At 68.0% G+C, this 12478-nt stretch carries 8 protein-coding genes; 4 read left to right on the top strand and 4 right to left on the bottom strand.

What is annotated here, in order from left to right; genetic code table 11:
- Positions 1 to 49: 49 nt before the first annotated feature.
- The 3 genes from HF885_RS05910 to HF885_RS05900 are packed head-to-tail and all read right to left on the bottom strand — an operon-like array spanning position 50 to position 3789.
- Positions 50 to 1285, bottom strand: coding sequence for a phenylacetate--CoA ligase family protein (locus tag HF885_RS05910; RefSeq protein WP_170104004.1), 1236 nt, complete (start codon positions 1283 to 1285; stop codon positions 50 to 52).
- A 43-nt stretch (positions 1286 to 1328) separates the two neighbouring features.
- Complete coding sequence (locus HF885_RS05905) at positions 1329 to 1907, bottom strand: indolepyruvate oxidoreductase subunit beta (protein WP_170104002.1); 579 nt, start codon at positions 1905 to 1907, stop codon at positions 1329 to 1331.
- Entirely contained in the window at positions 1897 to 3789 is a 1893-nt protein-coding gene (locus HF885_RS05900) for a thiamine pyrophosphate-dependent enzyme (RefSeq protein ID WP_170104000.1), read from the bottom strand. Before HF885_RS05900 ends, HF885_RS05905 begins: the two co-directional genes overlap by 11 nt.
- A 508-nt stretch (positions 3790 to 4297) precedes the next feature.
- On the opposite strand from HF885_RS05900, the gene HF885_RS05895 reads away from it, so the two are divergent.
- Entirely contained in the window at positions 4298 to 6166 is a 1869-nt protein-coding gene (locus HF885_RS05895) for an ATP-binding cassette domain-containing protein (RefSeq protein ID WP_170103998.1), read from the top strand.
- A 142-nt stretch (positions 6167 to 6308) separates the two neighbouring features.
- Here HF885_RS05895 and HF885_RS05890 read toward each other — a convergent pair whose 3' ends face one another.
- Positions 6309 to 8996: a valine--tRNA ligase gene (locus HF885_RS05890; RefSeq protein WP_170103996.1), complete on the bottom strand. Its 2688-nt coding sequence runs from the start codon at positions 8994 to 8996 to the stop codon at positions 6309 to 6311.
- Positions 8997 to 9226: 230 nt separating this feature from the next.
- Between HF885_RS05890 and HF885_RS05885 the strand changes: the two genes are divergently transcribed.
- The 3 genes from HF885_RS05885 to HF885_RS05875 are packed head-to-tail and all read left to right on the top strand — an operon-like array spanning position 9227 to position 12448.
- On the top strand, positions 9227 to 10075 hold the full coding sequence (locus HF885_RS05885) for a tRNA threonylcarbamoyladenosine dehydratase (protein ID WP_170103994.1): 849 nt from the start codon (positions 9227 to 9229) through the stop codon (positions 10073 to 10075).
- A gap of 2 nt (positions 10076 to 10077) precedes the next feature.
- Entirely contained in the window at positions 10078 to 10848 is a 771-nt protein-coding gene (locus HF885_RS05880; protein ID WP_170103993.1) for a TatD family hydrolase, read from the top strand.
- Between the two features lie 58 nt (positions 10849 to 10906).
- Positions 10907 to 12448, top strand: a complete 1542-nt coding sequence (locus HF885_RS05875; protein ID WP_170103991.1) for a DUF2252 domain-containing protein — start codon at positions 10907 to 10909, stop codon at positions 12446 to 12448.
- The last annotated feature ends 30 nt before the right edge of the window (positions 12449 to 12478 follow it).

The raw sequence follows: 12478 nt of genomic DNA, 5'->3' as shown, positions 1-12478 counted from the left end.
CAGGTTGCGCACAAGCTCACTACATCGCGCAACGTCCGCGGCGTTGCCGCTAATCGTAGCGCTCGTCAAACACGCGGCGCGTCTTCTTCTCGCTGCGCGGCAGCACGCCCAGCTCCACGATCTTCACGAGCGGCGTGAAGCCTATGCGGTTGCGGCACTCGTGCGCCACCTCGTCCGCGAGCGCGAGGAAGTTCTGCGTGCCGTCCGTCTCCACGTACAGGCGCATGGTGTCGCGCCCCTCCAGGTGAGACAGGCGGATCTGGTACTCGCTCGACAGCTGCGGGAACGACGCGATAACCTCCTCGACCTGGCGTGGGAACACGTTGACGCCGTGGATCTTGAACATGTCGTCCGATCGGCCGCGGATGGTGTCGATGCGCGGAAAGCGGCTGCCGCACGGGCACTGGCCGGGGATGATGCGGCTGAGGTCGTGCGTGCGGAAGCGGATGAGCGGCGCGCCCTCCTTCACGAGCGTGGTGATGACGATCTCTCCCCACTCGCCGTCCGGCACGGGCTCGCCGGTGGCAGGGTCCACCACCTCGATGTAGACGTAGTCGTCCCAGTAGTGGATGCCGTCGTTCTCCCTGCAGCTGATGCCGATGCCCGGACCGTACACCTCCGTCAGCCCGTAGATGTCGAACGACTCGATCCCGAGGCCCTCGTTGATGCGGCGGCGGATCTTCTCGCCCCAGCGCTCGGACCCTATGACGCCGCGGCGCAGGCAGATCCCGTCCCGGAGGCCACGCTTCTGCACCTCCTCCGCCAGCAGCAGCGCGTAGCTGGACGTGGCGCAGATGACCGTGGACTGCATGTCCATCATGAACTGGAGCTGCTTCTCGGTGTTGCCGGGGCCCATGGGAATGGCCATGGCACCGAGCTTCTCCGCGCCGGCCTGGAAGCCGATGCCCGCGGTCCAGAGGCCGTAGCCGGGCGTTATCTGCACGCGGTCGCGGTTCGTGACGCCGGCCATCTGGTAGCAGCGGGCGAACTGCGTGGCCCAGTCCTCCACGTCGCGCGCGGTGTACGGGACGATGACCGGCGTGCCCGTGGTGCCTGAGCTCGAGTGGATGCGCACGATCTTCTCCTCTGGGACCGCGGCGAGGCCCAGCGGATACGCCTCGCGGAGGTCCTGCTTGGACGAGAAGGGCAGGCGCCCGAAGTCGTCGGCGTCTGCCACGCCGGAGATCCCGGCCTCCTTCAGGCGGCGTCCGTAGAAGTTGTCCGACGCGCGGAGGCGCGCGATCTGCGTGTTGACGAGCTCGAGCTGGGTGTCGCTTATCTGCATCTTTCCTCCCGGTTGGGTGGTCTTTGTACGGCGCGGCGGCGTGCTACAGCGAGGCGCCGTAGTCGAGCGCGCGGTCGTTGAGCGCGAGGAAGCGCTCCGGCACCACGTCGTGCACGGCGGCGCGCACCTCCTCTACGGAAAAGCCGAGCGCGCCCGTGCGCGCGGCCGCACCCAGCAGCAGCACGTTCAGCACCTTCGTGGAGCCAAGCTCGCGCGCGGCGGCGTCCGCGTCCACCACGGTGAGGCTCTTGACGGCGCCCTCCAGGTAGCCCATGACGGCATCGAGGTCGTACGCCGGGCCGCCCGTGACGGCCGATACCGGCACGACGGGCCGCCCGCTCACGACGACGGCGCCGTCGGGCTTGAGCAGGTGCAGCTGGCGCGCGGCCTCCGCCGGCTCGAACGCGAGGATGACGTCCGCGCGGCCGCTGCCCACCAGGGGCGAAGCCACGCCCTTGCCCACGCGCACGTGGCTGAGGACGGAGCCCCCGCGCTGCGCCATGCCAATGGTCTCTGCCGTCTTGACGGGAAGCCCCTTCCGCATGGCCGCCGTCGCAAGCAGGCGGGACGCGAGCACCGTGCCCTGGCCGCCCGTCCCGCACAACACGATGTCACGCCTCATACGCACAGCCTCCCGATATCGCGTCGAACGGGCACACCTGCTCGCACAGCGTGCAGCCCGTGCACTGCGAGTCGTCTATCTTTACCTTGCCGTCTGCCTGCGGCACGAGCGCGGGACAGCCCAGCTGCTTCACGCAGCGCTGGCAGCCCACGCAGCGCGCCTGGTCCACGTGGCTTTGCGCGCCCGGCTTGTACAGGAACACGCACGGGCTCTTGAAGATGATGGCCTTAACGCCGGGCTCCGCGTCCACGCGCGCGACGGTCTCCACCGTCGCCTGCAGGTTGAGCGGGTCCACCGTCTCGACCACGGTAAGGCCGATTGCCCTGAGGACGCGCTCGATGCTCACGGGGGTGACCTTCTCGCCCATGGCCGTACGGCCCGTGCCGGGATGCGGCTGGTGGCCGGTCATGGCGGTGGTGGAGTTGTCCAGCACGCAGAGCGTCATGTTGGCCTGGTTGTAGAACGCGTTTACGACGCCCGTGATGCCGGACGCGAAGAACGTGGAGTCGCCCACGAAAGCGAAGCAGTGCGTGTCGGGCTCCACGCGGCCCACGCCCTGCGCGATGTTGATGCCGGCGCCCATGCACAGGCAGGTGTCGCACATGTCGAGCGGGCGGGCGTTTCCCAACGTGTAGCAGCCGATGTCGCCGCAGTAGATGGTCTTCTTGCCGCGCATGGCCTGCTTGACCGCATAGAAGCTCGCGCGGTGCGGGCAGCCGGCGCAGAGCACGGGCGGCCTCACGGGAAGCTGCGGCGGATCAGGCCAGCCAGCGCCGCAGGCGACGTCGCGCCCCAGGAACGCGTCGAGCACCTGGCCCACGTACTCCACGGAGTTCTCTCCGGACGGCTTCACGTCGCCGGAGAGCTTGCCGCGCACCGTCACGTCCAGGTGGTGCCTGCCCGCGAGCGCCGTGAGGGCGCGCTCGATCACGGGGTCGAGCTCCTCCACGCACAGGACCTCGTCCACGCCGTCCAGGAACTCGAGCGCAAGGTCGTCCGGGAACGGGAACGGCGTCGCCACGCGCAGCACGCGGCACTCGCCCTCGGCAAGGTTCTCGCGAACGTACTGGTAGTTGATGCCGTGCGTCGCAATTGCCTTGCGAGAAGGGCGCGGCGCCGCGGCGCTGGCATGGGTTGCGGCACCGGCGGGGGTTGCAGCGCCGGCGTGGGTTGCGGCGCCGTGGCCCGCCTCCCAATCCACGAAGTTTCCGGCGTACGAGCCCAGCTCGTGCGAGAGCCTGGCGTTTCTCTGCTCGATGCGCGCGTGCGCCTGCACGGAGAGGCGCGGGAAGATGACCCACTTGGAGGAGTCCTTCACGAAGCCCTCGGGGTCGCTTCTGAGGTAGTCCTCTGGCTCGAGGACGTCGATCGCCTCATACCCGTGGTCCACGCGCGTGGTCGGCCGCAGGAACACGGGGCTGTGGAGCTCCTCTGAGAGCGCGAAAGCGTCGCGCATCATCTGGTACGCGTCCGCGATGCCGGACGGGTCAAGGCACGGCACCTTGCTGAACTGGGCAAACGTGCGCGTGTCCTGCTCGGTCTGCGACGAGATGGGACCGGGGTCGTCCGCGACCACGATGACCATGCCGCCCTTGACGCCGATGTACTCCAGGCTCATCAGGGGGTCGGCCGCCACGTTCAGGCCCACGCACTTCATGGTCACGAGCGAGCGTGCGCCTGCGTACGACGCGCCGGCCGCCACCTCGAGCGCGGCCTTCTCGTTCACGGACCACTCCACGTACACGTCGCCGGGGTTGCGCTTCGCGACGGTCTCGATGATCTCCGTCGAGGGCGTGCCGGGATACCCCGCCACCACGTCCACGCCGGCGGCGAGTGCACCCAGTGCCATCGCCTCGTTTCCCATCAGGAACTCTTTGTGCATGGGCAAACCTCCCCCGCCAGCCGCGCCCGCAGCGCGCGGCCATGCATCGGCACACAACAAGCTTTTAATCACTCTACAAAAGGAGCGGCGCGGCCGCGCCGCAAGTTGGCAAACTTTCGAATCTGTTAATCGAGCGCGCGGCCGCGCACGGCAGGGCACGCCTGGCGAGCGGGGAATGCGGTCGGCGTCACATTGGCGGCGCGCGGACGCGCTCAAAAAATCGCACATCGCGATGTGCGACCGTGTGCGATGAACCCCTCCAGACCAACTAGCTGCGAGAACGCAAAAACGCGGGAATTCGCACATCGCGATGTGCGAATTCGTTCGACGTTGCCGCGGGCAATTGTGCGCAAACGAGGCCGCTCGCCCCACCTTGGTACCACCTGCCAGCCACTTCGTGCGGCATGACGGGCAGGCGAAGGATAACGCCTATCATGTGGCGCAGGCAGTCGTCCCACGTGGGGCGAGCACCTTCTTGCAACGCGCGATCTCGCCGGGAGGAACCGCCATGCCTCGCGTTCCCTACCTCAGGTCCTACCTCCTTCTGTCCAGAAGGCGTTGGGCGTTGGCCATGCTCGCCGCGATCGCGGGGGCCGTCCTTCTCGCCACGCTCGTGCCGTTTGCCACAGACAGCGCGTACAACTACTCGGTGGACAGGTACTACGAGACGTACAGCTTTCTCCTTCACCAAGGCGGAACCATAAGCGATGCGGAACACCGACAGGCCAGAAGGCTCGAGTCGATCATCGAAGAGACGGACCCGGCTGAATACTGCCGCAAGGTCCGCAGCTACGAGCTTCGGGGGATCAAGGAGCGGAAATCCCAGGGCCGGTCGTCGGACCCGGACACGCGAAGGCTGTATTCCTTCACGACCACGTTCCTGAACGCGGTGTGCAAGCTGAGCTCGCCCGCCCTGTACCAGGGAACGGACGACATGCCCGGGCTAATGCTGGTCGCATACTACCTTGGGGCGCTGCCCTCCCCCGTTCTGTTGCTCGCGCCGTTTGCCCTGCTGTGGGTCATCGCGCGGGAGAACGCATCGTCCAGGCTCCTCTCACACGCACCGCTCTCCCCCGCCGGCATGTGGCTGTACCTGGGATGCCTCGGCGCACTGCTCGCTCTCGTCTTCTCGCTCGTCCCCATGCTTCCCGCCTTTGTGTTGGGCGTCATCAGGAACGGCGTGGGTGACCTCGCCTACCCCATCATCTATTGGCAGGACGACGTGCTCGTGAGGACGACCCTCGGACGCGAGCTCGTGCGGTACGCGGGGTTCTTCCTCATTGCGGGGTTCTGCCTGGGCACGCTCTGCCACCTCGCGACCTCGCTGCGGGCGCCTGCCGTCATGGCCGCCGGCATCGCGCTTCTGGTGCCGCCGTGCCTGGACGACTACTATGACCTGGGCGCGATCTTCCCGGACGCGCTAGCCTCCCTGCCGTCCACGTACTTCTCCGCAGACAGGATCCTTGGCAGGCTCGGCGGCATTGGCGCCCAGAACGCCATACCCATAGCAGGCGCGAACGCGACGCGGGGCGCGCTCTCCATCGCCGTGCTCATCGCGCTCATGGGGCTGGCCGGCGTGCTCGCGAGGTCGGCCGCGCTCGCGAGGTCCTACGGCCATGCGCGTAAGGCGGCATCGGAGCAGGCCATCCCCAGGGGACGGCTGCTCGTGGCACGCGATGTCAGCGTGGGCTACACCAAGAACCAGCCGCTCGTGACAGGCGCACTCTCCCTTGCGAGCGGCGGCGTCGTGGGCTTCGTCGCGCCAAACGGATATGGCAAGACGACGCTCCTTGCCGCGCTCGCGGGCGTCCCGCAGCGCCCGCGCGCAACGTCCGTCGATGCCGTGGCCGTGGCGGCGGCGGGCGGCGGCTGCGTCAGCCCGCGCAGCCAGGCCGCGTGGAGCAGGTCCGTCTTCCTGCTGCCTGGCGCCGGCTCCGTGCTGTACGACCACCTGACGCCCGACCAGACCATCGAGCTCGTGCGTTGCCTGTGGCGCTGCGTGCCGGAACGCGACACGCTCGCTGACATGGCGGCCGATGGCTTCAGGCGCAAGCGCATCGCCACGCTCTCGCAGGGCATGCGCCAGCAGGCTGCCGTCGCGGTCGCGCTCGCGACGCAGGCGCCGGTCCTGCTGCTGGACGAGCCCATGAACGCGCTCGACCCTACGAACCGACAGCTCGCGAACGAGCAGGTCCGCGCGTACGCGGAAGAGGGCCGCTGCGTCTTCATGTCGTCCCACCTCCTGAACGACCTGGAGGAGGTCTGCGACGGCGCGTACCTCATTCGCGACGGCGCGCTCGTGGACGCCGGCGGCAGGCATCGCCCGCCGCTCCCTGCGCTGTATTGGGAGTTCTACCCTCGCCCGCAGCAGGCGTAGCCAGCAGGCCTGGCTCAGCAGCCGTAGCACGGCTCCCGCACCGCGCGCGGGCGAGAAGAGCCATGCAAACGGGCGGCCGCCGGCACCATGCCAGCGACCGCCCCGTTCTTGTCACGCTATCACGCGCGGCAGCGCACCAATGCTACTCGAAGTCCGCGATCTGGCCCTTAAGCTGCTCGATCGTGGTCGTGAGCTCAGCCTGCTGCGCGCGCTTCTTCTCGATGACGGCAGGTGCCGCCTTCGCGACGAAGCCCTCGTTGGAGAGGGTCCTGCTCACGGAGCTCAGGTCCTTCTCGGCCTTCTCGAGCTCCTTCCTCAGGCGCTTCGCCTCCGCGGCAAGGTCGACGAGGCCACCGAGCGCCACGAAGATCTCGAGCGTGCCGTCGGCCACCGTGACCGATCCCTCCGGCTTCTGCTGCTCGTGGCCAAGGGCGAGCTGGTCCACGCGGCCGACGGAGCAGATGAAGCCGCGCTGGGCCTCGAGCACCGCGGCGTCCTCCGCGGAGGAGCGCACCGCGACGTCCAGCTCGACCTTCGGGGACAGGCGGTAGCGGGCGCGGGTGGAGCGCACGGCGGAGACCACGCGCTTCGCGAGGTCGAAGTCGTGCTCGGCCTTGTCGTTCACGAACTTCGCGAAGTCATCGGGCTCGGGCCACTTCGCGACCATCAGGAACTTGGCGGAGTGGTCGTCCAGGCCGCTTGCCGGCAGCTTGTCCCACACGCTCTCCGTCACGAACGGCATCACCGGGTGCAGCAGGCGCATCGACGCGTCCAGCACGAAGACGAGGTTGCGCTGGACCTGCAGCTTCTCCTCGGGCGTCCCGTCAAGCAGGCGGCCCTTGCACAGCTCGATGTACCAGTCGCACACCTCGTTCCAGAAGAACGACTGGATGTTGCGTGCGTAGTCGCCAAACTCGTAGTCCTCGAGCTGCCTCGTGGACTCCGCCACCACCTTCGCGAGGCGGCTGAGCATCCACGCGTCCTCCGGCGTCTCGGCCTTGGGGGCGCCGGGCACGTAGCCCGCGAGGTTCATCTGGACAAAGCGGCTCGCGTTCCAGATCTTCGTCACGAAGGAGCGCGCCTGCTCGGTGCGCGGGCTGTCGATGAGCTCCTTCGTCTTCTTGTTGATGTTAGCGTCGAACTTGACGTCCTGGTTGTTGGTGATGAGCGTCAGCAGGTTGAAGCGCATGGCGTCGGCGCCGTACTTCGCCATCAGGTCCATGGGGTTAACGCCGTTGCCCTTGGACTTGGACATGCGGCTGCCGTCCTTGGCCAGGATCGTCGCGTAGATGTACACGTCGTGGAACGGGACCTCGTCCGTGAAGTACAGCGAGCTCATGATCATGCGCGCGACCCACAGCGCGATGATGTCGCGGGCGGTCACGAGCACCTTCGTGGGGTGGTGCCCCTCCATCTGCTCGGGGTGGTCGGGCCAGCCCTGCGTGGCGAAGGTCCACAGCTGCGAGCTGAACCAGGTGTCCAGCACGTCGGGGTCCTGGTGCACGTGGTGGCCGCCGCACTTCGGGCACACGTCCGTGTCCTCCATGAGGGCGTCCTCCCAGCCGCAGTCCTCGCAGTAGAACACCGGGATGCGGTGGCCCCACCACAGCTGGCGGCTGATGCACCAGTCCTTCAGGTTGTCCATCCACGTGAGGTACGTCTGGGTCCAGCGCTCCGGGTGGAACTTGATCTCGCCGTCCCTCACGACCTCGGTCGCGCGCTCCTTCAGCTTGTCCACGGCCACGAACCACTGCTCGCTCAGCCACGGCTCGAGAGCGGTGTCGCAGCGATAGCAGTGCATGACGGAGTGCTCGAGGTCCTCGATGTGATCGAGCAGGCCATGCTCGTCAAACCACTTCACGACGGCCTCGCGGCACTCGTCGCGGTCCATGCCGCTGAACTCGCCGTAGCCGTCGACCACGTGGGCCGTCTCGTCGAAGATGTTGATCTGCGGCAGGTCGTGCGTCTGGCCCATCGCGTAGTCGTTCGGGTCGTGCGCGGGCGTCACCTTCACGAAGCCGGTGCCGAACTTGGGGTCGACGTGCCAGTCGCTGAAGATGGGGATCTCGCGGTCCACGATCGGCAGCATGACGGTCTTGCCCACGAGCTTCTGCTTGTCCGGGTCCTGCGGGCTCACGGCAATGCCGGTGTCGCCGAGCATGGTCTCCGGGCGGGTGGTGGCCACGGTCACGTACTCGATGCCGTCGACGGACTCCGTGAGCGGGTAGCGCAAGAACCACAGGTGGCCGTGCTCATCGTGGTACTCCGCCTCGTCGTCGCTGATGGCCGTGCGGCAGCTGGGGCACCAGTTCACGATGCGCTTGCCACGGTAGATCAAGCCGTCGTGGTACCAGTCGCAGAACACCTTGCGCACCGCGCGGCTGAACTCCGGCGACATCGTGAACTTCTCGTCGTCGAAGTCGATGGAGCAGCCCATGCGCTTGATCTGGCTGACGATGGTCCCGCCGTACTCATGGGTCCAGTCCCAGCACGCGTCCAAGAACTTCTCGCGCCCTATCTCCAGGCGAGAGATGCCCTCGCTCTTGAGCTTCTTGTCGACCTTGGTCTGCGTCGCGATGCCGGCGTGGTCCGTGCCCAGGATCCAGCGGGTGGAGCGGCCGCGCATGCGGTTGTAGCGGATGAACGTGTCCTGGATCGTGTCGTCCATGGCGTGGCCCATGTGCAGGATGCCCGTGACGTTGGGGGGCGGGATGACGACGGTGCAGTCGCCCACTCCCTTGCTGCGCTGGTAGCAGCCCGCGTCGATCCAGCTCTTGATGAGCTCGGGCTCCGCGGTCTGCGGGTCGTAGTTCTTTGGCATTTCTTCCACGGTGTGTACCGCCTTCTTACGCGCCCCCGCAGACGGTGTTGGCACTCGTGTAGTGAGCGCGCGCCTCCGCCGAGGCTGGCTTACGTTGCGACCCGCCCGCAGCCAGCGGGCAAAGTCAAGCAAACAGCATAGCACGGCCGGGCGGTGCCCCACGCGCCACGCCGTGCTACAGTCTTTACCACACATCGTTAGGGGGCCGTCGGCCCCCGCTAGGCATCGAGGGGAACCGCATGGGCGAGAAGAACGCGGACGTTCCGGCAGGAGCCAGCTCGGGGGGCGGCGCGATCGAGCCGGAGACGGCCACCGACAGGCTGAGGATCATCCTGGGCCAGGAGCGCCTGGACGTGCTCGCGTCCTCGCGCGTGCTCGTGCTGGGGCTGGGCGGCGTCGGGTCGAACTGCGTGGAGGCGCTCGCGCGCGGCGGCGTGGGCGAGCTCGTGCTGGTGGACCGCGACGTGGTGCAGCCGTCAAACATCAACCGGCAGGCCGTGGCGTACCACTCAACCATCGGCCGCGCGAAGACGGACGTGATGGAAGAGATCGTGCACGACATCAACCCGACCTGCAAGGTCACCACCGTGCACCAGTTCCTCTCGAAGGAGAACCTCGTACCGACGCTCGAGGCGCTCCCCCGCCCTGACTACGTGGTGGACGCCATCGACACCATCTCGCAGAAGCTCATCGTCGCCAAGTGGTGCCAGGACCGCGGGCTGCGACTGATATCCAGCATGGGCGGGGCGAACAAGCTAAACCCGGAGCGCCTGCGCTTCTCGACCATCGAGAAGACCAAGTCGTGCCCCATCTGCAAGGTCATGCGCAAGGAGTGTCGCAAGCGCGGCATCAGGGGCCTGCAGGTGCTGTACTCGTCCGAGGTGCCCATGCCCGTCACGCCGCGCGGCGCCGAGCTGCCGGACGGCAGGCGGCCCGAGAAGGGCGTCACGCTGGGCACCATGAGCTACATGCCGCCCATCATGGGCCAGATGATAGCCGGCCGCGTTATATGCGACCTCGCGGACCTGCACAGCGACCTCGATGTGCAGGAGCCCATCGTGGCGCCACGCAGGCGCGGGGGCAGGTAGCCATGCGGCTGTTCGACGCGCACTGCCACCTGGACTTCATGTCGAACATGGGCGACGTCGCGCGCGACGCCGAGGCAGACGGCCTGCACGTGCTCGCGACCACGGTGACGCCCCGGGGCTACCTGCGCGCGCGGGACGCCCTTGCGGGGCTTCCCAACGTGAGCGTCGCCGTGGGCGCGCACCCGTGGTGGGTGGCGGACGGACGGCTCTCGCCTGCGGACGTCAGGGCGGCGGCCGACCTCGCCGGTACGGCACGCTACGTGGGCGAGGTCGGCATGGACTTCTCGCCCAGGCACGTGCCGGAGGGCTCGCGGGACGCCCAGCGGGCAGCGTTTCGGCTCGTCTGCGAGGCCGCGGCCGCCGGGAGCGACCCCGCGCATCCCACGGTCATGTCCATCCACTCCGTCAGGTCCGCGGGAGAAGTGCTTGGCATCCTGAGCCAAACGGGCTGCCTCGAGCGCTGCCGCTGCGTGTTCCACTGGTTCTCGGGCAGCTCGGACGAGCTCCACGCCTCCGTGGTCGCGGGCTGCTGGTTCTCCGTCAACCCCATGATGCTGCGCACGCGCCGCGGTCGCGAGTACGCGCGGCAGGTACCGCTCGGCCACCTCCTGACCGAGACGGACCTTCCGCCCGGCGAGGGCGTGCCGTTTTCCGCCGCCCAGATCGAGGGCGCTCTCAGGGAGTGCCTCGCGGGCATCGCAGAGGCGCGCTCGTGCGACGCGGATGTGCTGGCGCGCACCGTGTGCGACAACGCGGAGCGGCTCCTCGCATAGCGGTTGGCGGCGATGGCGAGGGAGCGCAGGACAAGAGGGGCGAGAAGGGCGAGGTTCCATGGCCGACGGTTCGACACAACGTAAGGGCGTCTTGGGCAGCGCGGCCGCGGGGGCGATCGCCCAAAGGGTCACGCACCTGCTGCGGGCGGCGTTCGAGCAGCCGACGCAGTTAAGCCCCGAGGAGTCACGCGCCCTCGGGACGAGGCTTAGAGACAAGCTCCCGCCTGCGGCGCTTGCGCAATGGCCGCCGGCCGGCACCACCCGTCCCGACCCGCTCGATCTGCTCAGGGACCAGGACGCCAGCCGCGTGAGCGAGCTCGTCCCCATCCGCTACGAGCGCATGGCCGCCGACCCCTTCGCGTACTACCGCGGCTGCGCACTCCCCATGGCCGGCGACCTCGCGTGCCTCCCCACGACTTCCCTCCGCGTGCAGGCTTCCGGCGACGCCCACCTCGCGAACTTCGGCATATTCGCCACCCCGGAGCGCCACCTGGCATTCGACCTCAACGACTTCGACGAGACCGCACGCGGCCCCTGGGAGTGGGACCTCAAGCGGCTCGCCGCTTCGGTGGAGGTGTGCGCCCGCATGCTCGGGCTTTCCGGCGGCAAGGCCGAGAAGGCCGTTCTCGCCTGCGTCGGAGGCTACCACCAGGCCATGCGGCAGTTCGCCGAGATGGGCAACCTCGAGGTGTGGTACGCCGAGGCGGACGAGGAGCACGTCGAGGAGCTCGTCGAGGAGCATGGCGACAAGTCGACCCGCAAGGCGTTCGCGAAGGACTTCGACAAGGCCGAGAAGAGAAACAACGCCCGCGCCGTCGCCAAGTTCACCGAGGTCTCGGACAATGGGCTCCGCTTCGTGAGCGACCCTCCCCTGATCGTCCCCCTTCGTGACATCGAGGCCCAGAGCCCGCAGGGCGATGCCGCGGCCGCGCTTGCGGACAGGCTCGCCCACGACGCGAGCCTCACCCGCGAGGACGCCTCCGCAAAGCTCATACGTCTCATCCTCAGGGGCTACCGAAAGTCGCTGCCAGAGAGCAGGCGCGCGCTCCTCGACTCCTACCACGGCGTCGACATCGCGCGCAAGGTCGTGGGCGTGGGGTCCGTCGGCCTGCGGACGTGGATCTGCGTGTTCGAGGGCGCAGGTCCCGCCGACGCGCTCGTGCTGCAAATCAAGGAGGCGGAGGAGTCCGTGCTCGAGCGCTACGTGGGAAGGAGCGGCTACGCGGAGCACGGCCAGCGCGTGGTGGAGGGACAGCGCGCCATCCAGGTCGCGTCCGACGCCTTCCTGGGATGGACGCGCCTGCCCGCGGATGACGGCAGGCTCCACGACTACTACGTGAGGCAGCTATGGGACGGAAAGGGCGCTCCCGACCTCACGAAGATTGACGCGCATCGCCTTGCGCACCTCTCCGCCCTGTGCGGATGGACCCTCGCGCGGGCCCACGCCCGCACGGGAAACCGCTTCGCCATCGCGGCATACCTCGGACAGGACGACAAGGCGGACGAGGCGCTCCGCACGTTCGCCACGAGGTATGCGGACCAGACCGAGAGGGACTACGAGGCACTTCTCGCCGCGCGCAGGGCGGGGCGCCTCTGCTGAGGTCCGCAAAATGTTGCGCAACATTTTGCG

Origin of the sequence: Parafannyhessea umbonata (assembly GCF_012844235.1) — a bacterium.
GTDB lineage: Bacteria > Actinomycetota > Coriobacteriia > Coriobacteriales > Atopobiaceae > Parafannyhessea.
Note: the sequence above shows the minus strand (reverse complement) of the source record. Positions and strands in the feature narration are given on the sequence as shown.

Bases quoted from the DNA above. Each gene is read 5' to 3' on its own strand.
- HF885_RS05875 (WP_170103991.1), top strand. From the start codon at position 10,907: ATGGCCGACGGTTCGACACAACGTAAGGGCGTCTTGGGCAGCGCGGCC.
- HF885_RS05910 (WP_170104004.1), bottom strand. From the start codon at position 1,285: ATGCAGATAAGCGACACCCAGCTCGAGCTCGTCAACACGCAGATCGCG.
- HF885_RS05885 (WP_170103994.1), top strand. From the start codon at position 9,227: ATGGGCGAGAAGAACGCGGACGTTCCGGCAGGAGCCAGCTCGGGGGGC.
- HF885_RS05905 (WP_170104002.1), bottom strand. From the start codon at position 1,907: ATGAGGCGTGACATCGTGTTGTGCGGGACGGGCGGCCAGGGCACGGTG.
- HF885_RS05895 (WP_170103998.1), top strand. From the start codon at position 4,298: ATGCCTCGCGTTCCCTACCTCAGGTCCTACCTCCTTCTGTCCAGAAGG.
- HF885_RS05900 (WP_170104000.1), bottom strand. From the start codon at position 3,789: ATGCACAAAGAGTTCCTGATGGGAAACGAGGCGATGGCACTGGGTGCA.
- HF885_RS05880 (WP_170103993.1), top strand. From the start codon at position 10,078: ATGCGGCTGTTCGACGCGCACTGCCACCTGGACTTCATGTCGAACATG.